Raw genomic sequence first — 24,401 nt, forward strand, 5'->3', positions numbered from 1 at the left:
ACCTGTTTGGCTCAATGCTGAACAGGTTTTTTTTGATTATTTTAGTGCGAGCTCGGTTCCCTGACGACAGGGTTTAAACAAACAAATTGCAGACTTGTTATAGGCCAGCTACAGACCAGAGCGGAATGTACAATCCTGAAACAGGTTTAGGCTGCGACTGGTCTTAACCATCCGCACATTTTATGAACATTTTAACAGGTTGCTGCATACACTTGAGAACACCGAAGGACCTCGTGGTCCTCGGGGGATTGATGCGGGAGGTCGAGATATGTCATATGAAATCGTAGAAGCCATGCTGGCCCGGCGGGGTGTACGGATTGATGCAATCGCAGCAATTGTATACCGTCTGCAAAAAGGGTACCACCCCGAACTGACCTTGGACGACTGTGTAACCAGCGTGAAATCCGTTCTGCAGAAACGAGAGGTGCAATATACGCTCTATACGGGTATTGCTCTCGACGAACTTGCGGAGAAAAAACTCTTGCCCCAACCGTTACAGGCTATTATGGAAGCGGATGAATCCCTGTATGGAGTGGACGAGACTCTGGCCCTCGGCATTACTCATGTGTATGGTATGATTGGTTTAACCAGCTTTGGTTACCTGGATAAAGAAAAAATAGGTGTAATTCATGATTTGAACGAACACACAACAGCCATTCATGTCTTTTTGGATGATCTGGTCGCAGGGGTGGCTGCTGCGGCTTCTGCCCGGATTGCACACAAAAATATTAAAGCCAAAAAATACCCCTCAGACCTTTAACCCCCTGTATTTCCATGCTTGTCTGTTATGGTCAATCTAATGGCTCATATGAAGGTCTTCAAGGGCGGCTGACGCTGCCCTGATAAGCTTGCGGCTGCTTATGGAAGAGGTATGAACAAGAAGATTTCGTCAACCATATGAGTTATTCGTGGGGGACTAATGTCCCTCATGATCCCAAATTCTCCCCAAAGGTCCCGAACCCTTTCTTGCAGAAAAAAAGTGAGGTATGTTATCATTAGTCCAATATACGGGCTCTGAACATTAGCTTAGGGGGCGGACAAGGCATGTGGACGGTGATTTACATTGCACCGACAGCAAAGGTTGCGGACAAGATCAAGACCAAGCTTTCGGAAGAAGGTTTTCTGGTACAGACCCGTCCCATCAGTTTATCCAAGCAGCAATTTGAGATTCGTGTCCCTTCTGGGGAATTGGAAGAGGTCCAGGAAGTGTTGAATTCCATTCTGCATTCCTGATTTGTTCGACATCAACGTGCCTTGGCAGATGAAGAAGTACCATCGGTACATAAGGGACTAATCGCGTAAGCGGAGAGAGGAATCGACTTGCATGTATTGTATGCTGCTGTCCTTCCTTCTTTTTTTGTTAGGACAAGGACCGACCTGGTTGCTCCCGGAGACCCTACCAAGATAGATTCAAACATCGGCGCAACAATCTTTCGGTTTTTGCAGGTAACATCAATCGTGCTGACAGAAGCCGGTGATCCTTGCCCTGTACCGGCGGATTTTTTTGTTGTGAATGCTGGACAAGGCCCATGGCAGCGTGTGGGTCGTAAGCGGTTTACCGTAACACGCGGATGAAGCTGCCACAAGCAGCGCTCTGCAGGTTGCGGCCATCAAATCAACGGCTGGAGAGGTGTAGTTGTGTTCAAAGATATATTCCAGAAGAAACGGAAGTACGCTACCATACCTTCCGAGCGTGCACTTCCCGGCGAAGGCCAGGAAGTCCTAGAACGCCCAAAACGTGAAATACCTGAAGGGCTTATGAACAAGTGCAGCAAATGCGGCACCATTCAATATAGCAAGGAATTGGAGAAAAATCTGAAAGTATGTCCTGCCTGTGGTTACCATATGCGTCTTAACGCTATGGAGCGCATTGCTATGGTACTTGATGATCAAGGATTTGTTGAGTTTGATGCTGATATGATATCGGTTGATCCACTTGGCTTTCCTGGATATAGCAACAAATTGGAACAACAGCGTCTGAAATCGGGCCTGAAGGAAGCGGTAATTACAGGGGAAGGAACCATTGATGGCCTTCCTGTAGTTGTTGCTGTCATGAGCTTTGATTTCTTCACAGGCAGCATGGGTTCTGTTGTAGGGGAGAAAATTACCCGTGCCATTGAGCATGCCACAGAGAAACGGTTACCATTGATTATTTTCTCAACATCAGGTGGTGCTCGGATGCAAGAGAGTATTCTCAGCCTCATGCAAATGGCCAAAACAAGTGCAGCTTTATCCCGTTTGGATGAACAGGGCGGGTTGTACATTTCGGTCATTACGGACCCAACAACAGGTGGAGTCTCGGCAAGTTTTGCGAGCCTGGGCGATATTAACATTGCCGAACCTGGCGCTGTATTTGGTTTTGCCGGCAGAATCGTTATCGAACAGACGATCCGTCAGAAGTTACCTGATGATTTCCAAACGGCTGAATTTAATATGCAACATGGTCAGTTGGACATGGTTGTGCACCGGAAAGAGCTTCGGGCCACTCTTGGCAAGCTTTTGGATATGCATAGTGAAAAAGGAGGGGTCTAAATGGCGGGTGAGTTGCCATATGAAGCGCCTCTGGTTGAGATGCGCAAAAAGATTGATGAACTCGTACAGTTTGGACAGGAAAAAGGGATCGACTTCACGGACGAGATTGCCCGCCTGGAAGAACGTTACCATAGACTTGAAGAAGAGATCTACACTGGCATAACAGCAGCTCAGAAGATGCATCTGGCCCGTCATCAGCAGCGCCCAACGGCGCTGGACCTGATCCAGCTGATATTTACGGACTTCATTGAGCTGCACGGTGATCGCATGTTCGGAGACGATCTTGCGGTTGTTGGCGGACTTGCCAAGTTGAATGGAAAGACAGTAACGGTAATCGGACAACAGCGGGGGAAAGACACGAAGGATAATATCGCCCGCTTTTTCGGCAGCGCTCATCCAGAAGGTTTCCGAAAAGGACTTCGTCTGATGAAACAAGCGAACAAATTTGGCCGTCCTATTATTACGTTTATTGATACTAAAGGGGCGTATCCGGGTAATACTGCAGAAGAGAGAGGTCAATCGGAAGCGATTGCTCGCAACCTGATGGAAATGGCGAAGCTATCGGTTCCTGTTATTGTTGTGGTCATCGGCGAAGGTGGAAGCGGCGGTGCCCTCGCTATGGCTGTGGGTAATCGTGTGTTGATGCTGGAACATGCGATCTATTCTGCAATCTCTCCGAACGGCGCTGCTTCGATTCTCTGGAAGGATGCATCCAAGGCAGATCAGGCGGCTGAAGCAATGAAAATAACAGCCAAAGACCTGTTAGAGATGGAAGTCATTGAAGAGATTGTCCCTGAGCCACGCGGCGGTGCTCATCGGGATTATGAAGCGTCTGCTGCTTTCATCAGTGAAGCTTTGGTCCGTCATCTCGACGATATGAAGGGTTGGAGCGGGGATCAGCTGAAACAGGATCGTTATGAGAAATTCCGTAAAATTGGATCGGTCACGTTTGAACCTCAAGCATCCAATGAAGCCCCTCAAGAGCTTGTAAAAGTCGATGTTGCGAGTAATTTGTCGGGAAATGCTGAATAATGTGACGAATTTCCTATACAAATGAGCAAAAGTATAGTAAATTTAATAGTTGGAAAAAGAAAAATAGATAAAGAGTAATACCTTTAAAATCGGAGGAAACCCAAAATGCGTAAAACGAAAATTGTATGTACCATTGGTCCATCCAGTGAATCTCTGGAGAACACCAAAAAATTGATTATGGCCGGTATGAATGTGGCCCGTCTGAACTTCTCCCACGGTGATTTCGATGAGCACGGCGGACGGATCATTGCGATTCGCCAAGCATGCGAAGAGTTGAACAAAACAGTAGCGATCCTGCTGGACACCAAAGGACCGGAAATTCGGACAGGTAAACTCGAAGTTGAACCGATCGAATTGGTTCAAGACGAGTACATCACTTTGACAACAGAAGAAATTCTGGGCACCAAAGAACGTCTTTCCATTACGTATACAGATCTTCCGAATGATGTTGAACCGGGATCTACAATTCTGATCGACGACGGTCTGATCGGACTGACTGTGGTGGAAGTGCAAGGCACCGAGATCAAATGCCGTATCGTTAACGGCGGATCGATCAAAAGCAAAAAAGGTGTTAACGTTCCGGGCGTTGCCATTTCTCTACCGGGTATCACCGAAAAAGACGCTAACGATATCGTATTTGGTATCGAACAAGGTGTCGATTTCATCGCGGCTTCTTTTGTACGTAAAGCAAGTGATGTACTTGAGATTCGTGAATTGCTTGAAAAACACAATGCTGGACATATCCAAATCATCTCCAAAATCGAAAACCAACAAGGTGTCGATAACCTCGACGAAATCCTTGAAGTGTCTGACGGCCTGATGGTTGCTCGTGGAGACCTGGGTGTTGAGATTCCTGCGGAAGAAGTACCATTGGTACAAAAACGCATGATCCAAAAATGTAACGTTGCAGGTAAACCGGTTATCACAGCTACACAAATGCTGGATTCCATGCAGCGTAACCCGCGTCCAACACGTGCGGAAGCAAGTGACGTGGCGAATGCGATCTTCGACGGTACGGACGCAATCATGTTGTCCGGTGAGACAGCTGCGGGTAAATACCCAGTTGAATCTGTTCTGACCATGTCCCGTATTGCTGAAAAAGCAGAATCTGCTCTGCCTTACCAAGAGTTGTACCTGAAACAACGTGTTGCTCAACAAACAACAGTTACGGAAGCAATCAGCCAATCGGTTGCTCTCCAAGCTCAAGATTTGAACGCAAAAGCGATCATTACTTCGACTGAATCAGGACATACTGCACGCATGATTTCCAAGTATCGTCCAGAATCTCCAATCATCGCTGTGACAACGGAAGACAGAACTTCCCGTCGTTTGGCTCTGGCTTGGGGTGTAACTCCTGTCAAAGGAAGACTGGTTGATTCCACGGATGCTTTGTTCGAAAATGCAATTGAAGGCGGCGTAAAATCCGGACTTGTTAAAGAAGGAGACCTGGTTGTGATCACAGCAGGTGTACCTTTGGGTCGTTCCGGTTCTACCAACCTGATTAAAGTAAGCCAAATTCCAAACAACGCTTAATAGCGTCTTGGATGGAGAAGCAACAGGAGAGAAGCAATGGGGCTTTATTGTCCCGTTGCTTTTTTTCCATCTTATTGACACTTTACAACGAGGTAACACGTATGAATGATAGAACGAAGGAGGCCGATAACGTGCGAGAACAGAGCAATGGTAACTGGTATGCGGCACGTCTTCGTGTACGCTATCAAGAAAGTGACCAGATGGGCGTGGTCTACCACGCGAACTATTTGAATTGGTTTGAAATCGGTCGAACTGAGATGATTCGCCAAATGGGGTATACATATCGTAAAATGGAGGAACAGGGGTTACTGCTTCCCGTAACCGGACTGGATGTGAAGTATCACAAGCCTGCCCGATATGATGATGAGATTATCATATTCACCCGTATTGCTGCATTTAGTGGTCTGCGACTGAATTATGAGTATGACGTAAGACGCATGTCTGAAGAACCTGATGAGCATATGGCGATTGGAGAACGGGTATGGTCAACTGATGAATCACTCCCCGGTGAACGGCTAGTTACAGGTTCTACCCAGCATGTATGGGTGAATGGGGACTGGAAGCCAGTTCGGCTGGATAAGGCAGCCTCTGAGTTATACAGCGCGCTTGAAAAGGTGTGGCTTTCGGGAAAGGGGTAATACGTCAATGCGAAAATGGATGTGGGCTTTACTCTTAATCATTCCGGTGATTGAATTATTTGGTTTTATTCTGATGAGTGACTGGATCGGAGCCGGAAAGACATTGCTTCTCATGATTCTCACGTCCTTGATTGGTATAGCAATGTTGCAGTTTGAAGGGCGAAAAGTACTTGTGGACGCCAAATCCGAGATGGAGCGTGGCAAGGTACCTGGAAGAAAAATGGTCGATGGTCTTTTTATTTTTGTCGGTGGTTTCTTGCTTTTGATTCCAGGCTTTGTAACGGATCTGATCGGCTTTACACTGGTATTTCCTTTAACACGTCCGGTGTACCGTCTGTTCTTCCTGGGGTGGCTGGAGAAAAAAATGAAAAGTGGCAAAATTACGTTTTATCGTCGTCCGAAATGAAACACCAGTTGTTTTGCATAATGAAAAGGCTCCGCTCAACAGATGATTTCTGTTGAACGAAGCCTTTTTCTATTTTTCCTGCGTGCTCATAAGGTCATGCCTCATCGGACACGTCCGTTGATGATATACGTTCTGAGGTCGCGTAATACGTTAGCCCGATTGAACGCATCGAGAATCACGAGACTGACAGGGCCAATAATCAAGCCCAGAACACCAAACAACTTCAAACCCACAAACATGCCAACCAGCGTGGCGAGTGGGTCGAGCCCTACACTGCTTGCAAGTACCTTCGGTTCAATAATCTGACGGGCGATCAATAAGATCAGATAGATAATACTAATCCCAATACCCAGATACAGATCCCCATTCATAAAGAGGTACGCTGCCCAAGGCACCATGATAAGGCCAACACCCAGATAAGGAAGCAGATCGACCAAACCAATCATCAGAGCGATGGTGAAGGCTGAATTGACTTGCAATATAAGCAGTCCAATCATGACGAATAGTGCTGTAATCGAGATCATGATCAATTGTGCTCTTGCGTATCCGAACAGTGCCTTCTTAAGGTCGGTCCATATGTCGGATATCGGCTTGCGAATGGAAGAGGGTACCCATCCCGATACGGTGATGTTGTGCCTGGTCCAGCTTTTGCTAATGAAGAATGTAGACAACAGAACAACGATTAATACCGCACCCATGTTCGGCAGGGAAGTCAGCAGACTCAGAATCATGTTGAAAAATCCGGTGACCAGATCTGTCACGGCTGTACCCACCGTTTCAGTTGTTTTACTAATATTGCTGTTGATGGTTTCCTGGTAGTTGGGATTTTCCTTGTAAAATTCATTGATCTGCGCAGTCAAACTCTGAATGGTGTCATTCTGGGTCCAGCGCACAAACGTGTCCTTGATCTCATCAACATGTAGATCAAAGCTTGTCGTAAGTGAAATGACTTCTTTTACCATACGGGTAATCGCCGCAGACAGCACCACCGCAATGGCTCCAAAATAAAGGATCAATGAAAGAGTCACAGCCAGCCAGCGCGGGAATCGTGCTCGATGCTGAAGCAGTTTCACTAATGGATTCATGGCATAGGCGATAATCCAGGCAATCGCAAAAGGGTACAAGAGCGGGAACAGCAAGTATATGGCAACGGCGATCAGAACGGCCGCAATGATAACCCATAAGCCACGGAGCAGGCGTTTCATTATTATTCTATCCAAGCATCAACTCTCCTTATTTCAATTAAGCCGACCTATGTATGATCCATGAATCAGTATTAGAAATAGATGGCTATCTTAATTAATATAGAGCATTTTCAAGGTTTTGAAACGCCGGGATGTTAACAGATCTTGTTCAAGAGTGGACTTTTGCACAAGATCTACGAGGATTCTTTCTTTTGCCTAGAGTATGCCTTAGTATTACAGAATATAGCAATAGAAAGTTCCTCATACGACAGGATTGGTTAAAAAACATTAAATGTCAACCTTGTTTTTGTAAAGGCTTTCAAAAATGCTTTATCGGACCGATAAAGAAGTTTGATGTGCGAATGAACTCTCATCATGTTCACATAAACGACAAAATCCAGTATGATGTTATAAGTAAATACCGATTGACAGATAGGAAAACCTTAGTTTGAAATATTTGTTAATTTTAAAATGAAAATGTTTACAAAAAGAGAATAGGTGCATTTTGGCACTTATATGACACTCTGGAATGGTTCCTGATTTCGCTTATTAAAGGAGAGATGTATATGACAGCTACCAAAGGTCTGGAAGGCATCGTTGCGACAACCTCTTCGATCAGTTCTATTGTAGACGGTGTGCTCACATACCGTGGTTACGATATCGACGATTTGGCTGAACATGCCAGCTTTGAAGAAGTTGCCTATTTGTTGTGGTTTGGTAAATTGCCAACAACGGATGAACTGAAATCCCTTCGTAAAAGCCTGAGCGATTACGCGCCGATTCCGAGCGAGTTGATTGCACAAATCCAATTGTACCCGAAAAATGTCAGTACCATGGCAGCACTTCGTTCCGCTGTCTCTGCACTTGCACTGTACGACGAGCAAGCGGATGAGATGACAACGGAAGCGAATGAGAACAAAGCGGTTAAGTTGCAAGCACAGTTGCCAACGATTGTGGCAGCCATCGCCCGTATCCGTCAGGGCAAAGAACCTGTGGCTCCAAAAGAAGGCGCTTCCATCGCAGAGAACTTTTTATATATGATGACTGGTGAAGAACCATCCGAGACCGCAGTGAAAGCATTGGATCAAGCCCTTGTCCTGCATGCGGATCATGAGTTAAACGCTTCGACATTTGCAGCCCGTGTAACGGTTGCTACGCTGTCGGATATCTATTCCGGTGTAACTTCCGCCATTGGCGCACTGAAGGGACCACTGCATGGCGGTGCTAATGAAGCCGTTATGAAAATGTTGAATGAGATCGGTACGCCAGATCGTCTTGAAGCGGCAATTCAGGAAAAACTGAATAATCGTGAAAAAATCATGGGCTTTGGACATCGGGTGTACAAAAACGGTGATCCACGCGCCAAACATCTACAGAAGATGTCCAAGGAACTTGGCGAGATGAACAATGATACGCGTTTGTATGATATGTCTGTGAAGATCGAGGAACTGGTAACAGGACAAAAAGGACTGAAGCCTAACGTAGACTTCTATTCTGCTTCTGTATATACCCAACTGGAGATCGAACAGGAATTGTTCACTCCGATCTTTGCCATCAGCCGGGTGTCGGGATGGACTGCGCATATTTTGGAACAGCTTGCGGACAATCGCATCATTCGTCCACGTGCGGAGTACACTGGTCCTACAGAACAGAAATACGTTTCTATTGAACTTCGCTAATAGCCACAAAAACAGTATAATAATATGGACGAGGTGAAGGGTTGGAAAGCAGAGGCTTTACTGGCTTAAGCTCTCAGGACCCTTCTCTCAACAAGACTAGTGGTATGATGAATACTGCATATACGAAACCTAGGAGGAATTTTAACTATGAAATTAGAAAAATTTGCTCACCCAACTGAAGGCGAAAAAATCCAAATTGATAACGGTACACTTCAAGTACCTAGTAATCCAATCATTCCATTTATCGAAGGTGACGGTACAGGCCGTGATATCTGGAAAGCTTCCAAACGTGTATTGGATGCAGCTGTTGAAAAAGCTTATGATGGCAACAAAAAAATCGCATGGTATGAAGTGTTTGCTGGACAAAAAGCATTCGATACATACGGTGAGTGGTTGCCGAATGATACACTGGAAGCCATTCGTGAGTATATCGTAGCGATCAAAGGACCATTGACTACGCCAATCGGTGGCGGTATTCGTTCCCTGAACGTAGCCCTGCGTCAAGAGCTTGACCTGTACACATGCTTGCGTCCTGTTCGTTATTTCGACGGTGTACCTTCTCCGGTTAAACGTCCTGAGTTGGTAGACATGGTCATTTTCCGTGAGAATACGGAAGATATCTATGCAGGAATCGAGTATGCTGAAGGTTCTGAAGAAGTGAAAAAAGTGATCCAGTTCCTGCAACAGGAGATGGGTGCTAACAAAATCCGTTTCCCTGAGACTTCCGGTATTGGTATCAAACCAGTTTCTTCCGAAGGTTCGAAACGTCTGGTACGTGCAGCAGTGCAGTACGCAATTGACCATAACCGTAAGACGGTTACATTGGTACACAAAGGTAATATCATGAAATTCACAGAAGGTGCCTTCAAAAACTGGGGATATGAAGTGGCTGAAGAAGAGTTCGCTGACAAAGTATTCACATGGGCACAATACGACATCATCAAAGAAAACGAAGGTACAGATGCAGCGAATGCAGCACAAAAAGCTGCTGAAGATGCTGGTAAAATCATCGTAAAAGATGCGATTGCCGATATCGCTCTGCAACAAGTATTGACTCGTCCAGGCGAATTTGATGTTATCGCAACATTGAACCTGAACGGTGACTATCTGTCCGATGCACTTGCAGCGCAAGTTGGCGGAATTGGTATCGCTCCTGGAGCGAACATCAACTACGTAACAGGACATGCTATCTTCGAAGCAACTCACGGTACTGCACCTAAATACGCGGACAAAGATGTCGTGAACCCTGGTTCCGTTATTCTGTCCGGAGTAATGTTGCTTGAGCACTTGGGATGGCAAGAAGCAGCTAACCTGATCTACAAAGGTATGGAAACATCCATTAACAATAAAACAGTAACGTATGACTTTGCACGTCTGATGGACGGCGCTACTGAAGTGAAATGTTCTGAATTCGCGGATCAAATCATTAAAAACCTGTAAGGGGAGATGTGAATCTTGACTATTCAGCGCAAAAAAATCACAGTAGTCGGCGCCGGTTTTACCGGTGCTACGACCGCATTAATGCTTGCCCAAAAAGAACTCGGGGATGTTGTGCTGGTTGATATTCCTCAACTGGAGAACCCGACGAAGGGGAAAGCACTCGATATGATGGAAGCAAGTCCTGTTCAAGGATTTGACAGTCATATCGTCGGTACTTCCAACTACGAAGATACTGCAGGTTCTGAGATTGTAATCATCACCGCTGGTATCGCCCGTAAACCGGGTATGAGCCGCGACGATCTGGTCAATACGAATGCGGGTATCGTGAAGTCCGTTTGTGAAAATGTGAAAAAATATTGCCCTGATTCCATCGTCATTATTCTAAGCAACCCGGTGGATGCGATGACTTATGCAGCTTATCAGACCCTTGGTTTTCCTAAAAACCGTGTTATCGGTCAGTCAGGTGTTCTGGATACAGCACGTTATTGTACCTTCATTGCGCAAGAGTTGAATGTATCTGTTGAAGATGTTCGTGGATTCGTTCTTGGCGGCCACGGGGACGATATGGTACCCCTCGTTCGTTATTCGAGTGTAGGTGGTATTCCGATTGACACGCTGATTCCGGCAGAACGCATTGAGTCCATTGTTCAACGCACACGTGTTGGCGGAGGCGAGATTGTGAATTTGTTGGGTAACGGCAGTGCCTATTATGCACCAGCAGCTTCGCTTGTTCAGATGACCGAAGCCATTTTGAAGGACAAGAAACGTATCATTCCAGTGATCGCTTATCTTGAAGGTGAATATGGCTATAATGATCTGTTCCTCGGTGTACCAACCATTTTGGGTGGTAATGGCATTGAGAAAATATTCGAACTTGACCTGACAGCGGAAGAAAAAGCAGGATTGGACAAATCTGCTGATTCGGTTCGCAACGTCATTTCGGTAGTAAACCTGTAAGTTTGAAAACTTTTTGAACAGAAGCTAAAAGAAAACCTCCGGTAAACCCGGAGGTTTTCTTTTCTTTGGATAAGTTCCCCAGTATAATGGGATGTGATGTATAGCACACCGAAAATGTTGAGGAGGATGAAAATTTTGACAATGATTATGTATTTGCTCCATATTGTTGGAGCACTGGCGATGGGATTCTATTTGATTCTGCCATTTGTGGTCGGTAAAATCCGTACCTTGAATGCCGCAGCACAAGAGGGAGCCTTTGCATCACTTCGTTCTTTGAACAAAGTCGCGCAGTATGGACTTGTAATCCAACTTCTTACTGGTGGTTACCTGATGACCAAAGGTGAGTATTCTCATGTCTGGATGGCTGTCGTTGTTGTTCTGCTTTTGGCTATTGCGGCTATTGGAGGAATCATGGGTAAACCGCTGCGACTCGCTGCAGAAGGTGTGAAAAACAAACGTGATGTGGGTCCTGAGCAAAGCAAGATCCGTATGTTCAGTACACTTCTGGCTGTATTCTTGTTAATCATGGTGTACCTGATGGTGAATAATCAGGTGATCTAAGTGCGTTGCGGACGGTTAATCCACCCTACGAAGATGTATTGTTAGTTGTTGGTTAAGCGTTTGCAGACGCAATTAGGACAAGCCGGATGAGATGTAAGATGGTGTTTCGTTGGAACAAACAAAAAATAGACAGCCTCATTGGCTGTCTATTTTTTGTTATTATCAAGATGAAATCAGCAGTACTCGGTTTATTTTGAACTGGAACTAGAGGGATCACTACCCTACATATCATCATACATATTCATCTGACACGGTCTACGTTGGTTAGGTTGTACTCACAGTATATGCCCGCACTGCATTTCGACCATTACGCTTGGATTCGTACAAGGCAGTATCAGCATCGCGTAACAAGGACTCCAGCGAATCTGACCCTCCATTGTACTGGGCAATACCAAAGCTTGAGGTGAGCGTAATAGGCACTCCCTTAACATCCAGGGGGTCATTCAACAAGGCAACTCTCAGTTTTTCGGCAAGTTTCTCGGCTTCTTGAAGCGAGGTATTCGGAAGAGCGATGACAAACTCTTCTCCTCCATAACGGGCAAATAACATCTCAGGGCTTAAATATCGATTACAGACAGAGACCACATGAATGATGGCCTGATCGCCAACATCATGCCCGTACGTATCGTTGATGCGTTTAAAGTAATCAATATCAAATAAAATGAATGAAACAGGTTGCGGATTAAGCTGAGCTTCACTCAAAATCTCCCGTCCTCTATGCAAAAATTGAGTGCGATTATAGATTTTGGTCAAACCATCGAAATAAGCCAGTTGTTTCAGCTGTTCTTGCAAGAAGCGTTGTTCCGTTATATCGATTAACATAATTAGACTGCCCACAGTCTGTGCATCCTTGTTATACACGTAAGATGTCCTGACCTGATAACAGACGGTCTCTCCGTTTAACTGCCAGTACAGATCGGTTTGCAATCCTTCTCTTCCGTATTCAACGGGAAACGTCTTTCCAGCAAGATTAAGCCAGATATCATCCAAGGGTTGGCCAATCATGGTTGTATTAAGCTCTGGCAACATGTCACGCAGAGATCTGTTGTAATCGACCAGTCGATTGAAACTATCCAGTACAATTACACCTTCACGCATACTCTCAAAAATACTGTCTTTGGCGATGGGTACGATGGTCAGTAGACGTGAGGATAGAATCGCCCAGATATACATGGCAGATGTGATACACATGAGCACGGGGACGGGGTCCATCCCGCCGGGGGTCAAACCAAGCAAATACAGAAAAGCTGCGACCATGGGAATAATCTGTGAAGTAATGAGAGTAAGTAATTGACGACGATACATCTTCTTGGTGTGTCTCCATTGTCCAATCAGAATAAGGCAGGCACATAACAGACAGGAGAAGGTGAATGCACCATGTACAACATACCATTGACCCACTGCGATATCCATCAGAGGAACGGGACTATCTTCTCTCAGCCATACTTTTTTATAAAATAGATGATGAAAGTCATTGGTTGCAACCATACCTAGTGTAATGGAAGGGATTACAAACAGCGAGGCAGTTACCTTTTTGGATAACGTTTTTCCTGTGTACTTTATCATCAACATGAGGCCAAGAGATGCGGAGAAGGGCATGCCTGTATACTCCACGGTGGTCCAAAACATCATCTGCTCCAGCGTGTTGCTGGCCAGCTCAATCGCATAACCAAAAGTATATATGGAGAGTGCTGCTGTGTAGAGAATGAATATTTTGGAACTTGGAATCTCGGATCTTCTGAAATAGGTATATAAACACAAAAAGACATTCAGCACGGCTGAAGTAGCGACGAGTGTTATATATGAATTAATATGCGATTCCATTGTAAGGTCTCCATGTTAGGTTAGAATGATTAAACCAATAAAGATGAGAGTTAAAGCACATCAGTATACTGTACATTGTACATCAGCCCAAGCAGCATAGGAATACACTTTGTATCATGAAACAGTCTAATTTCGAATAAATTTCGAATTTTGGCCAAACAGGCATTAAAGCAAATTGGTTGTTTGATATCCAAAGAGAGTGGTAAATAACGATTAGAGACAGCACGCTGAGGCTTAAGTTGCTGTTCATCGCAGAAGAATAATCTGAACTGTTCATGCCATCCTACAGAATGAGACTTTTTCAGAGAACGAAAGACAAGGAAGTATACAGTTAGGGTCCATGTCTTCTGTAATCCAAACATGTTCACATTTTGAGAGGAGAATGTTAGATGTCAACCAACACACAGCAAAATCAAAAAACAATGCCAGCACAGCATCAGGATCAACGCCCCGGTATTGAATCGGAGATGCATCCCAGACCGGAATTTGAGAAGCCTGAATACAAGGCAGCAGGTAAACTGACGGGTAAGGTGGCCCTTATTACAGGGGGTGACAGCGGAATTGGACGTGCTGTTGCTGTTACGTATGCCAAGGAAGGCGCGGATGTAGCCATTGTATACCTGAGCGAGCACGAAGATGCCAAGGAAACGAAACGTCAGGTCGAACAAGAAGGACGCAAGTGTATCTTGATTGCAGGGGACATTGGTGATGATGCCTTTGCGAAGAAATCGGTTCAGCAGACAGTAGATGAACTGGGCAAACTGGACATTGTCGTGAATAACGCAGCAGAACAGCATCCACAGCAGAATCTGGAGGATATTACGCCAGAACAGCTGGAGCGTACATTCCGTACCAATATCTTCGGCATGTTCTATGTGACGCAGGCAGCCCTTCCACATCTGAAGAAGGGCAGTACGATTATTAATACAACCTCCATCACAGCCTATCGCGGCAGCCCGACCCTGCTTGACTATTCATCTACCAAAGGAGCAATCACTTCGTTCACTCGTTCGTTATCGATGAATGTGATTGAGAAGGGAATTCGTGTTAATGCCGTTGCACCAGGGCCGATCTGGACACCACTCATTCCATCCACATTTGATGAGAAAAAAGTAAGTGAGTTTGGCGCAACGCAGCCAATGAAGCGGCCAGGACAACCGGATGAACTGGCTCCAGCCTATGTATATCTAGCTTCAGATGATTCTTCGTATGTGAGCGGACAGGTGATACATGTGAATGGCGGCGAAGTGGTGAACGGATAATACGTAATGAATGTTTAGACTCAGGATAGGATTGATTATATAGAGAGACGTATCGCTTTCAGCATGGCTGAGCGGTGCGTCTTTTTTATATCAGGTGAATATGTATGTCAAAGATGCGGTTAGCACCTGTTTACAAAAGTCGGCATCTCTGTTGATACAACTATGATATTTTATTATTAGCCTTGTCTCACTGCAGTTGATAGCGTATTGCAAAGTACTGACTGAAAAGATTGGGAGTCCCCTAATCTGTGATATGATAGATCGAGCAATTATACTCGGAGGGACAAGTCATATGAAAATTAGCAAACAGAATGCGGCGCATTATATATGGGGTGGGAATTGCGATGGTTGGCACCTTGTTCAAAACGAAAAATTGAGCATCATTCATGAACGAATGCCCGCAGGAACGGCTGAAATACGACATTATCATTCGGTAAGCCGTCAGTTTTTTTTCATCCTCAGCGGTGAAGCATGTATGGAACTTAATGGAGAGACGTTTGTGCTGGAAACCCATGAAGGAATAGAGATTGCACCCGGAATGCCGCATCAGATGATGAATCGGAGCGACGAAGAAGTGGAGTTTCTTGTAATTTCCAATCCGGGTACCCGTGGGGACCGAATTGAACTGGATTCAATGTAGAGCAATTCATTAGATATTAATCTGATCATAAAGGAAGAGATAGATGAGACCGTTCCGAATTCGCCTTGCCATCATTATGATGGTGCTGATCGGTGTATCCGTCATTGTGGCTGGATATACGATGGGCAGAGTGTTTAAGACTACGCATATAGCCGCATTGGAGCAAACCATGGTGCGCGAGATTAATTTGCTCAAAGCAACTTTTCCATTCCATGATGCAAGTGATCCAACCTCGGAAGCCACACGAAAGTATTATTCAGATCGGGCGCTGGAACTGGATCGTCTGACGGATTCCCGGGTAACCTTCATCAATAAAGACGGCATGGTCATTGGAGATTCCGAGAGTGATCCGGCATCCATGGATAATCACTTGAACCGTGAGGAGATTAAGGGTGCCGTCGGAGATGGATACGGGCAATCCATACGTTACAGTGAGACATTGGGACAAGACATGCTGTATGTAGCGCTACCTGTGAATTCGGATCAAAGTGATATGATTGAAATACCTAGTGGCAAATTTGATGGTTACATTCGTCTATCCATGAGTCTACAGGCTGTGGATCAAGGGCTTCAGCGTGGTTGGATGATCATGTTTGCTGCACTTGGGCTATTGTTCTTAATTGTCGCGTTTGTCAGTTATCGGGTTGCACGTGGATTAACCTCCCCGATTGAGCATATTACAAAAGTGGCCCATCGGATCACCAAGCTGGAATACGATGCCAGAGTTGATGTAACGCGTAGAGATGAGATCGGACAGCTGGGGCTTGCCATAAACGGAATGGCAGACAGCTTGCAGTCCCAGCTGAAGACGATCCGTGATAATGAAGCGTTGTTACAGAGTGTCCTCGCGAACATGACCGGAGGTATTGTCATGATCGACGCAGGGCAATCCATTGCACTGGTCAATCGGGAAGCGGAGCGTATGCTTGGTATTCAGGCAGGAAAGGTTACGGGTAAACCTTATACTGAATTGAAAAGACACTACGAATTAACTCGCACCATTGAAGAGAGTGTTGCACTGAAAGAACGGATGCATGAAGAAGTGAGTGTGTTCAACCCGGAGGAAAAACTGATCCGTATTGATGGAGTACCGATGTCCGAAGATGATGGTGGGTATCGAGGCATGTTGTTCCTGTTGCAGGACGTGACGGCGATTCGCCGATTGGAGTCCATGCGCAGTGAGTTTGTTGCAAATGTCTCTCATGAGCTCAAGACACCAGTTGCTGCGGTCAAAGGGTTTGCCGAAACGTTGCTCAGTGGCGGGGTACAGGATAAGGAGACAGAGCGATCATTCCTGAAAATCATCTATGATGAAGGAGATCGACTTAACCGATTAATCGGGGATATTCTGGAGTTATCCAAAATTGAATCGAAACGCGCACCGCTGCAATGCTCCCCTGTTCATGTACACTCTTTCTTCGAAATGGTGCTGGGCACCTTGTCCAAGGTGGCGGAGAAAAAGCAGATTCGTCTGGAAATGCATGTTCCGGAGGAACTGTACATTGAAGCGGATGAGGACAAGATGAAGCAGATTTTCATTAATCTGTTATCCAACGGCATCAACTATACCCCCGATGGTGGACGAGTGAAGTTACAGGTGACGATGGATAACGATGATGAAGTTGTCTTTGCGGTGTCAGATACAGGAATTGGCATACCGAAAAAAGATTTGCCGCGAATCTTCGAGCGGTTCTATCGTGTTGATAAAGGCAGATCCCGTAATTCAGGGGGCACAGGCCTTGGACTTTCCATCGTTAAACATCTGGTGGAATTGCATCATGGCAAATTGTCTGTAGAGAGTGAACTGGGCATGGGGACAACGTTCCGTGTGATCCTTCCATTCATTCAAGACGAAGAGATGTAGGCGTCAGGTATCAAAATGTAAAAAGTGTGTATTGTTTTACACCGCGTTAACAAATTAGTGCTATGATAGAAAAAGTGTTGTGGCAACAGACAACCTATGAAGAGAGAAGGGGTATCATGGCACAGCGTTTGCTAGTTATTGAAGATGAACCTACATTATCAAGATTACTCACGTATAACCTGACACAGGAAGGTTATGACGTTACGGCAGAGGATCACGGATCTGCAGGATATGATCGGGCCTTGTCCCAGGAATTTGATCTCATTTTGCTGGATTTGATGCTTCCGGGCATGAATGGTCTGGACATTCTGAGCAAGTTAAGAATACAGGGTGTTAGTACACCTGTTATCATTCTGACGGCCAAGAACGGTGAAGCCGAGGTTGTACAGGGACTGAAATCAGGTGCCGATGATTATATTACCAAACCGTTTGGTGTATCTGAGTTATTAGCCCGAGTGGATGCGGTATTAAGACGTTATTCCAATGGTGAAGATTTACCACAGCTTGAGGACAAGGATGGCTCACGAATTATTCTGGGAGAGCTGGAGATTTACCCTTTGAAATATGAAGTGACACTGGGTGGACAATCCATCAGTCTGCGTCCGAAAGAGTTCGAAGTACTTCTATATTTGGCTAAAAAGCCGGGTGTGGTACTGACAAGGGATGATCTGATGAACGCTGTGTGGGGCTTTGATTATATCGGAGGTCAACGAACGGTGGATGTTCACGTCAGTTCATTACGTAAAAAGCTGGAGTTGGACCCGGAATCGGTTCACATTGATTCCATTCGTGGTGTAGGTTATAAATTGGTTGTCAAAAGAAAAACTCCCCATCATTCAAGTTAGCAATGATCGGGGAGTTTTATTTTACGTTCATTTAACATAAAGGAAGATTTTTCTTTACGTAGAGGGAGTAGCATGGACTTATCTGAGTGATACTTTGTACCTACATAACCCACCTCAAGACGGAGGTATTACGTAAAGGAGATTGCGCATTTATGCCCATGTTGCTCGAAGTGAAACCTGACCAGCCTCATGTTGTTTTACATAATGAAGAATTAACGACACCCATAATGGAGCAAACTGAAGTAGCACTAGTTGCTGAAGAATCTGTGATCCATTTGCAGGACTATTATCGTCAGGTACCTGTCGCGGGAGTCCATACCACCTGTGGAGAAGCTGCCACGATGATGAATCAGGATCAGGAACACCCATGTATCGTATTGTGTGATGAGCAGATGGAACCCACTGGATTGTTAATGCGAGAGACGTTATATCGGATGTTAAATGGCCGTTTTGCGGCAGATCTATTCTACCGTAAGCCGGTCATACAAGTAGTGAATACATCTCCCGTTATTGCAGATATTCATATGGAAGCCGCAACGATTATTGATATCGCACTTGGACGGAATGAACAGCATTTCTACGATTGTCTGCTGGTTACGGAACAAGGCAGACTGCTTGGTGTGCTGACGATGCGAGACGTAATGTCCCTCTCTCGCAGACTGCAACAGGCTGTTACGGAAGAGCGTATACGTACAGTAACCGAGAGCAGACAGGAGATATCCAGAATCAACGATGCGGTCACCAAGCTGGTGAATGCTGCGAATCAGACCGTTCATGAGGCCCGTGAGATCATGGCATTGTCCAAACAGGGCGAAGAGAGTTTGAAGCACGTTGATGCTTCCTATAACCGGGTACATCAGCATATGGAAAGTCAAGGTCAACATGCGGATCACATGCTGAATTCGATCAAAACAGGCTCAGGCATGGCACAATCCATTCGCTCCCTGGCAGATCAAAGTGGTCTCCTCGCCCTGAATGCTTCCATTGAAGCAGCTCATGCCGGTGAATATGGACGAGGTTTTCAGATTGTTGCAGGCGAGATTCGAGCGCTCGCAAAACAGACCCGTGAGGTTGCGGGGAACATGTCTTCATTGCTAGAGAATATTGGTGGATTGACCCTTCAGACTGTTGAACTGGTTAAGGCAAGCGGAGCGGAGATTGACGACAGTTCGGTGCATGTCACCGCAGGGGGAGCAACGTTCCGACAACTGAACAGTGCGGTGAGAGATTTGTCTCGTATAGCAGAGGAGATCGCCATGGAAGGCGGGAAAGCTGGAGAAGTTGCAGAGCACATTCGTACGAAGCTGGATGAGATGGTTTCGAATGGAGAGTAAACTATAAGGTAGTCAATAAAGCAGGCATCAGCAATCAGATTGATCCATCAAGCAGATCATGAAGGTTAAGGATGTCTTTTTTACATTCCGTTAACATGAAAGTGATACTGTTTTTACAATGAAAGGGTAGGATATTAAAGATGGCCGAGCAGCGATGAAAGATTATCAGTATCGGTCTCAACGTAAAGGGAGTTTCCGTGTCCCTGCAGCGAAGGAGAAGTGAACATCCATGAAGGACCTCATTCACATTGAAAATCTTAATTTATATTATGATACGCATCACGCGCTTAAAAATATATCGATGGATCTGCCGGAAAAAACCGTTACTGCGTTCATCGGGCCGTCAGGTTGTGGTAAATCGACATTGCTTCGCACGTTAAACCGGATGAATGACATGATTCCGGGTGTTCGTGTGGAAGGACAGGTTATGCTGAATGGCTCTGACATTTACAGTAATGAGATTGAAGTGGAGACACTGCGCAAACGAGTTGGCATGGTGTTCCAACAACCGAATCCTTTTCCAAAATCCATATACGATAACGTGGCTTATGGACCGCGCTTGCACGGGGTAACCCAAAAGGCTGAACTGGATCAGTTGGTGGAACAAAGTCTTGTCCATGCTGCATTGTGGGATGAAGTGAAGGATGTATTGAAAAAGTCGGCACTTAGTTTGTCCGGCGGACAACAACAGCGTCTCTGTATTGCACGGGCGCTGGCTGTACAGCCTGACGTTCTGCTGATGGATGAAGCAACGTCTGCACTCGACCCAATCTCCACATTGAAGATTGAGGAACTGGTGAAGGAATTGCATCACAAGTACACGATCGTTATGGTTACCCACAATATGCACCAAGCGGCACGGGTATCTGGACGCACGGTATTTTTCCTGAATGGTGAAGTGGTGGAGGCAGCTGATACGGAGACGTTATTCTCCACACCGCAAGATTCCCGGACCGAGGATTATATATCTGGAAGGTTCGGTTAAGCGAGCTGAATTGGAATGATCCCGGCATACCCGGAGATGATGGATAAGGAGGACATGAAATCTATGATTCGCAGAAAAGAATTTGATCAGGAGCTTGAAGAGCTGCGTACCTTGCTCAAACAAATGGGTGAACATGTAGGAGCAGCATTGGATGGTGCTATTGAGAGTTTACAAACGATGAACGCGGAGAAAGCTCAGGTCATCATCAAGAATGATGCGAATCTGAATGCCCTTGAAGACAAAATTATGGAACTTGGCTCCAAACTGATCATCACACAACAGCCGGTGGCGAAGGATCTTAGACGTATTATTGTGGCATTCAAAATCTCCAGTGATCTGGAGCGTATGGGAGATCTTGCACTCGACGTGGCGAAGGTGACACTCCGGATGGATGGACAGAAGCTGATTAAACCTCTGGTGGATATCCCGCAAATGGCAGAAATCGTGAAATCCATGGTCGATGAATCCATCGAATCTTTCCTGAAAGAAAACACAGACCTGGCCTATAAAATGGCTCAAACGGACGATCAGGTGGACCAACTGTATAGCCACATGATCAGTGATCTTTACACTTTAATGACTGAGCACCCGAATCAGGCTTCACAGGCTATGCTGCTGATGATGGTTGGACGTTACATTGAACGGATTGGCGATCATGCAACCAACATTGGTGAGAGCACGGTATACCTGGTGACAGGTAAACGTCCAGATCTGAATCAATAGAAGAGTATTGATTTGGAATTGGGGAATCGGTACTGATTAAGTAATGCAATCATATGAATGGAAAAGGACTTTCTCTCAGGTAGGCTGTGTACAGCTGTCTGTGGAGAAGGTTCTTTTTTGCGATTAAATGTGAAGTGAAAGAGGCTATTCTTTTTGATGTGACAGGTGGGTATGGTATCATGAGAGTAGATGTAATTTGAAGAGGTTGACCATATAATACGCGAGGTGCTGGAATGGACAAGTTTATTCTCATAGATGGAAATAGCATTATTTACAGGGCGTTTTTTGCAATGCCGCCTCTGACCAACTCGAAAGGTCTGCATACCAATGCGGTATATGGCTTCACTACGATGCTGCTGAGATTGCTTGAAGAGCATAAGCCTACACATGTCATGGTTGCATTTGATGCAGGCAAAATCACGTTCCGCCACGAAGGGTACCAGGAATACAAGGGTGGACGGGAGAAAACACCACCAGAGTTGTCAGAGCAATTCCCTTTGCTCAAAGAACTGCTGAAAGGACTTGGCATTGCTCAGTTTGAGCTAGCTGGATTTGAAGCGGATGACATCATCGGAACGTTAACCAAACGCGCAGATGAAGCGGGTAGACAGGTGCTTGTTGTATCGGGTGACAAAGATATGCTGCAGCTTGCTTCCGAACATGTACATATCGGGCTGACGCGTAAAGGGGTAACCGATATTGAGCTGTATGATCCTGCTCAGATTAAGGAGCGTTATGGTCTGACGCCGCTGCAAATCATTGATCTCAAGGGTCTGATGGGCGATGCGTCCGATAACATTCCAGGCATTCCCGGGGTTGGAGAGAAAACAGCGTTGAAGCTGCTGCACCAGTTCGGATCGGTAGAGGATGTACTGAACGGCACAAGTGAGCTGAAAGGCAAGATGAAAGAAAAGATCGAGGCCCATGCCGAAGATGCCCGGATGAGCAAACAACTCGCGACGATTCACCGGGAAGTTCCGCTGGAGCAGACGTGGGAGGATATGCAATTCGCTGGATTAAAAGAAGAAAATGCGGGCCCTGCATTGGCCAAGCTGGAATTCAAATCCTTGCTCGAACGCCTGTCGTTCAGTGGCAGCATCGGTTCTGAACAGGAAGCGGTCCCTGCTGCCGAAGTTGAATCCTCCATTGCAACAGAGGACAACATCAGTGAGCTGTTCAGTTCACTGAATTCCATTGATGTCCTCCACGTGGAGACACATGGGGATAACCCGCACCAAGCGAAATTGATTGGACTTGCTGTAGGTTCCGCTGGAACATATACGTTCATATCTCCCGAATTGCTTCATTCCGAAGCTGCGGCTCCAGTGCGGGCATGGCTTGGTAATTCAGACCAGCCAAAGCGCGGTTATGATCTTCATCGTGTGGACCTGGCCCTGCATGCGCATGGCATTGAATTCGCTGGTGCGTCATTTGATGTACAACTAGCTGCGTATTTGCTTGATCCAACGGAATCCAACCAGACGATTAGTGGACTCACGACCAAGTATGGTCTGCCTTCACTTGTGGAGGATGACACGGTTATGGGCAAAGGGGCCAAGTACAAGGTACCGGAAGTAGAAATACTGGGGGATTTCCTATGTCGGAAGGCTGCTGCAGTAGCAGCCATTATTCCACTTCAGGAGCAGGTGTTGGAAACCGATGAGATGAATTCACTGTTCCATGAACTGGAAATGCCGTTGTCACGTATATTGGCGGACATGGAGAAACAGGGCATCAAGGCCAATACAGCCGATCTACAGGCTTTGGGCAGTGAGTTTGAAGAACAGATCAGCAGGTTGATGGCTGAGATTTACAAGCTGTCAGGAACGGAATTTAATCTGAATTCACCAAAGCAACTGGGTGAGATTTTATTTGATAGACTGGGCTTGCCAGTGGTGAAGAAAACAAAAACGGGTTATTCCACAGATGCGGAAGTATTGGAGAAATTGGCTCCTTATAATGATGTGGTCAAGCATATTTTACAATATCGTCAGCTTGCCAAGCTGCAATCCACTTATGTGGAAGGATTGCTCAAAGAGATATCCAATCGGGATGGCAAGGTGCATACGTATTATCGTCAGACCATTGCTGCAACGGGACGACTTAGCAGTCAATTCCCGAACTTGCAGAACATTCCGATTCGGATGGAAGAAGGTCGCAAAATCCGGAAGGTATTTGTTCCTTCCGAACCTGGATGGTCCATTTTGGCAGCAGACTATTCCCAGATTGAACTGCGTGTACTAGCCCACATTTCGGACGATGAGCGCTTGAAGGAAGCATTTGTCAATGATATGGATATTCATACAAAGACCGCTTCGGATGTATTCGGCGTGAAGCCTGAGGATGTGGATGGGGATATGCGTCGTTCCGCCAAGGCAGTTAACTTTGGTATCGTGTATGGAATAAGTGATTATGGCTTATCACAAAACCTGCATATTACACGTAAAGAGGCCGCGCAGTTTATAGATCAGTATTTTGAAGTATTCCAGGGTGTGCGCCGATATATGGATGATATTGTGAAGGAAGCTCGCCAGGATGGTTACGTCAAAACGTTGTTGGAACGTCGTCGCTACCTGCCAGAGATTAATGCCAGTAACTTCAACCTGCGTTCTTTCGCAGAGCGTACGGCGATGAATACACCGATTCAGGGAACAGCGGCAGATATCATCAAGCTGGCCATGGTACAGATGGATGAAGCGCTACGGGAACGCAAGTTGAAGAGCCGTATGTTGCTTCAGGTGCACGATGAACTTGTATTCGAAGTGCCTGCGGATGAATTGGAATTGATGAAGGAATTAGTGCCTTCTGTCATGGAAAAAGCATTGGAACTGTCGGTTCCGCTGAAAGCAGAAGTCAGCTTTGGTGATAACTGGTACGAAGCGAAATAAATCAAGTGCTGCGCGGTTTTTCCGGTATTTTACAATAGGCCCTTCCATGTCCGAGATATAAGAAAAGGGTCCCG

Annotated in this window: 22 protein-coding genes; 20 read left to right on the plus strand and 2 right to left on the minus strand. The window is 45.8% G+C overall.

Going from position 1 to position 24,401, the window contains the following annotated elements:
• Window positions 1–268 precede the first annotated feature (268 nt).
• The 8 genes from NST38_RS09830 (at window position 269) to NST38_RS09865 (ending at window position 6,141) form a co-directional block, all read left to right on the plus strand.
• Window positions 269–760 carry a phosphatidylglycerophosphatase A family protein gene (locus tag NST38_RS09830; RefSeq protein ID WP_036609851.1) on the plus strand — a complete coding sequence of 164 codons (492 nt, stop codon included), beginning with the start codon at window positions 269–271 and terminating at the stop codon, window positions 758–760.
• A 284-nt stretch (window positions 761–1,044) separates the two neighbouring features.
• Window positions 1,045–1,233, plus strand: a complete 189-nt coding sequence (locus NST38_RS09835) for a hypothetical protein (RefSeq protein ID WP_017689496.1) — start codon at window positions 1,045–1,047, stop codon at window positions 1,231–1,233.
• Between the two features lie 207 nt (window positions 1,234–1,440).
• The gene (locus NST38_RS09840) at window positions 1,441–1,575 is read left to right on the plus strand and encodes a hypothetical protein (protein WP_255319678.1); all 135 of its coding nucleotides are present in this window, start codon (window positions 1,441–1,443) and stop codon (window positions 1,573–1,575) included.
• Between the two features lie 63 nt (window positions 1,576–1,638).
• The gene (gene accD / locus NST38_RS09845; RefSeq protein ID WP_036609844.1) at window positions 1,639–2,532 is read left to right on the plus strand and encodes an acetyl-CoA carboxylase, carboxyltransferase subunit beta; all 894 of its coding nucleotides are present in this window, start codon (window positions 1,639–1,641) and stop codon (window positions 2,530–2,532) included.
• On the plus strand, window positions 2,533–3,564 hold the full coding sequence (locus NST38_RS09850) for an acetyl-CoA carboxylase carboxyltransferase subunit alpha (protein WP_036669951.1): 1,032 nt from the start codon (window positions 2,533–2,535) through the stop codon (window positions 3,562–3,564).
• 105 nt (window positions 3,565–3,669) lie between these two features.
• On the plus strand, window positions 3,670–5,097 hold the full coding sequence (gene pyk / locus NST38_RS09855; RefSeq protein ID WP_017689492.1) for a pyruvate kinase: 1,428 nt from the start codon (window positions 3,670–3,672) through the stop codon (window positions 5,095–5,097).
• Window positions 5,098–5,198: 101 nt separating this feature from the next.
• A complete protein-coding gene (locus NST38_RS09860; RefSeq protein WP_047842320.1) occupies window positions 5,199–5,735 on the plus strand; it encodes an acyl-CoA thioesterase in 537 nt (178 codons plus the stop codon).
• 7 nt (window positions 5,736–5,742) lie between these two features.
• On the plus strand, window positions 5,743–6,141 hold the full coding sequence (locus NST38_RS09865) for an FxsA family protein (RefSeq protein WP_036609835.1): 399 nt from the start codon (window positions 5,743–5,745) through the stop codon (window positions 6,139–6,141).
• 101 nt (window positions 6,142–6,242) lie between these two features.
• Here NST38_RS09865 and ytvI read toward each other — a convergent pair whose 3' ends face one another.
• Complete coding sequence (gene ytvI, locus NST38_RS09870) at window positions 6,243–7,361, minus strand: sporulation integral membrane protein YtvI (RefSeq protein WP_036609832.1); 1,119 nt, start codon at window positions 7,359–7,361, stop codon at window positions 6,243–6,245.
• Window positions 7,362–7,891: 530 nt separating this feature from the next.
• Between ytvI and citZ the strand changes: the two genes are divergently transcribed.
• The 4 genes from citZ (at window position 7,892) to NST38_RS09890 (ending at window position 11,962) form a co-directional block, all read left to right on the plus strand.
• Window positions 7,892–9,004, plus strand: a complete 1,113-nt coding sequence (gene citZ / locus NST38_RS09875; protein ID WP_017689488.1) for a citrate synthase — start codon at window positions 7,892–7,894, stop codon at window positions 9,002–9,004.
• 147 nt (window positions 9,005–9,151) lie between these two features.
• Window positions 9,152–10,444: an NADP-dependent isocitrate dehydrogenase gene (gene icd, locus NST38_RS09880; protein ID WP_036609828.1), complete on the plus strand. Its 1,293-nt coding sequence runs from the start codon at window positions 9,152–9,154 to the stop codon at window positions 10,442–10,444.
• A gap of 15 nt (window positions 10,445–10,459) precedes the next feature.
• A complete protein-coding gene (mdh, locus tag NST38_RS09885; protein ID WP_074094381.1) occupies window positions 10,460–11,401 on the plus strand; it encodes a malate dehydrogenase in 942 nt (313 codons plus the stop codon).
• A 135-nt stretch (window positions 11,402–11,536) separates the two neighbouring features.
• On the plus strand, window positions 11,537–11,962 hold the full coding sequence (locus NST38_RS09890; RefSeq protein ID WP_017689485.1) for a hypothetical protein: 426 nt from the start codon (window positions 11,537–11,539) through the stop codon (window positions 11,960–11,962).
• Window positions 11,963–12,226: 264 nt separating this feature from the next.
• Here NST38_RS09890 and NST38_RS09895 read toward each other — a convergent pair whose 3' ends face one another.
• On the minus strand, window positions 12,227–13,786 hold the full coding sequence (locus tag NST38_RS09895; protein WP_101313348.1) for a histidine kinase N-terminal 7TM domain-containing diguanylate cyclase: 1,560 nt from the start codon (window positions 13,784–13,786) through the stop codon (window positions 12,227–12,229).
• A gap of 389 nt (window positions 13,787–14,175) precedes the next feature.
• Between NST38_RS09895 and NST38_RS09900 the strand changes: the two genes are divergently transcribed.
• From NST38_RS09900 to polA, 8 genes are all read left to right on the plus strand, one after another.
• A complete protein-coding gene (locus NST38_RS09900; RefSeq protein ID WP_036669971.1) occupies window positions 14,176–15,048 on the plus strand; it encodes an SDR family oxidoreductase in 873 nt (290 codons plus the stop codon).
• Between the two features lie 292 nt (window positions 15,049–15,340).
• Complete coding sequence (locus tag NST38_RS09905; RefSeq protein WP_101313349.1) at window positions 15,341–15,688, plus strand: cupin domain-containing protein; 348 nt, start codon at window positions 15,341–15,343, stop codon at window positions 15,686–15,688.
• A gap of 43 nt (window positions 15,689–15,731) precedes the next feature.
• On the plus strand, window positions 15,732–17,552 hold the full coding sequence (gene pnpS / locus NST38_RS09910; RefSeq protein WP_036669981.1) for a two-component system histidine kinase PnpS: 1,821 nt from the start codon (window positions 15,732–15,734) through the stop codon (window positions 17,550–17,552).
• Window positions 17,553–17,668: 116 nt separating this feature from the next.
• Complete coding sequence (locus NST38_RS09915) at window positions 17,669–18,397, plus strand: response regulator transcription factor (RefSeq protein WP_036609823.1); 729 nt, start codon at window positions 17,669–17,671, stop codon at window positions 18,395–18,397.
• Window positions 18,398–18,549: 152 nt separating this feature from the next.
• Entirely contained in the window at window positions 18,550–19,731 is a 1,182-nt protein-coding gene (locus NST38_RS09920; protein ID WP_101313350.1) for a methyl-accepting chemotaxis protein, read from the plus strand.
• Window positions 19,732–19,960: 229 nt separating this feature from the next.
• Window positions 19,961–20,716, plus strand: coding sequence for a phosphate ABC transporter ATP-binding protein PstB (pstB, locus tag NST38_RS09925; RefSeq protein ID WP_036609821.1), 756 nt, complete (start codon window positions 19,961–19,963; stop codon window positions 20,714–20,716).
• Between the two features lie 63 nt (window positions 20,717–20,779).
• Entirely contained in the window at window positions 20,780–21,439 is a 660-nt protein-coding gene (gene phoU / locus NST38_RS09930) for a phosphate signaling complex protein PhoU (RefSeq protein WP_101313351.1), read from the plus strand.
• A gap of 233 nt (window positions 21,440–21,672) precedes the next feature.
• Complete coding sequence (gene polA / locus NST38_RS09935; RefSeq protein WP_101313352.1) at window positions 21,673–24,327, plus strand: DNA polymerase I; 2,655 nt, start codon at window positions 21,673–21,675, stop codon at window positions 24,325–24,327.
• The last annotated feature ends 74 nt before the right edge of the window (window positions 24,328–24,401 follow it).

The sequence above is a fragment of the Paenibacillus sp. FSL H8-0104 genome, assembly GCF_038050215.1.
Lineage (GTDB): Bacteria > Bacillota > Bacilli > Paenibacillales > Paenibacillaceae > Paenibacillus > Paenibacillus amylolyticus.

What these genes read in the sequence shown, in the direction of transcription:
- pyk (WP_017689492.1), top strand. Translation starts at nt 3,670, where the DNA reads ATGCGTAAAACGAAAATTGTATGTACCATTGGTCCATCCAGTGAATCT.
- NST38_RS09830 (WP_036609851.1), top strand. Translation starts at nt 269, where the DNA reads ATGTCATATGAAATCGTAGAAGCCATGCTGGCCCGGCGGGGTGTACGG.
- NST38_RS09905 (WP_101313349.1), top strand. Translation starts at nt 15,341, where the DNA reads ATGAAAATTAGCAAACAGAATGCGGCGCATTATATATGGGGTGGGAAT.
- citZ (WP_017689488.1), top strand. Translation starts at nt 7,892, where the DNA reads ATGACAGCTACCAAAGGTCTGGAAGGCATCGTTGCGACAACCTCTTCG.
- pstB (WP_036609821.1), top strand. Translation starts at nt 19,961, where the DNA reads ATGAAGGACCTCATTCACATTGAAAATCTTAATTTATATTATGATACG.
- NST38_RS09920 (WP_101313350.1), top strand. Translation starts at nt 18,550, where the DNA reads ATGCCCATGTTGCTCGAAGTGAAACCTGACCAGCCTCATGTTGTTTTA.
- phoU (WP_101313351.1), top strand. Translation starts at nt 20,780, where the DNA reads ATGATTCGCAGAAAAGAATTTGATCAGGAGCTTGAAGAGCTGCGTACC.
- NST38_RS09850 (WP_036669951.1), top strand. Translation starts at nt 2,533, where the DNA reads ATGGCGGGTGAGTTGCCATATGAAGCGCCTCTGGTTGAGATGCGCAAA.
- NST38_RS09900 (WP_036669971.1), top strand. Translation starts at nt 14,176, where the DNA reads ATGTCAACCAACACACAGCAAAATCAAAAAACAATGCCAGCACAGCAT.
- polA (WP_101313352.1), top strand. Translation starts at nt 21,673, where the DNA reads ATGGACAAGTTTATTCTCATAGATGGAAATAGCATTATTTACAGGGCG.
- NST38_RS09865 (WP_036609835.1), top strand. Translation starts at nt 5,743, where the DNA reads ATGCGAAAATGGATGTGGGCTTTACTCTTAATCATTCCGGTGATTGAA.
- NST38_RS09835 (WP_017689496.1), top strand. Translation starts at nt 1,045, where the DNA reads ATGTGGACGGTGATTTACATTGCACCGACAGCAAAGGTTGCGGACAAG.
- pnpS (WP_036669981.1), top strand. Translation starts at nt 15,732, where the DNA reads ATGAGACCGTTCCGAATTCGCCTTGCCATCATTATGATGGTGCTGATC.
- NST38_RS09895 (WP_101313348.1), bottom strand. Translation starts at nt 13,786, where the DNA reads ATGGAATCGCATATTAATTCATATATAACACTCGTCGCTACTTCAGCC.
- icd (WP_036609828.1), top strand. Translation starts at nt 9,152, where the DNA reads ATGAAATTAGAAAAATTTGCTCACCCAACTGAAGGCGAAAAAATCCAA.
- NST38_RS09860 (WP_047842320.1), top strand. Translation starts at nt 5,199, where the DNA reads ATGAATGATAGAACGAAGGAGGCCGATAACGTGCGAGAACAGAGCAAT.
- NST38_RS09915 (WP_036609823.1), top strand. Translation starts at nt 17,669, where the DNA reads ATGGCACAGCGTTTGCTAGTTATTGAAGATGAACCTACATTATCAAGA.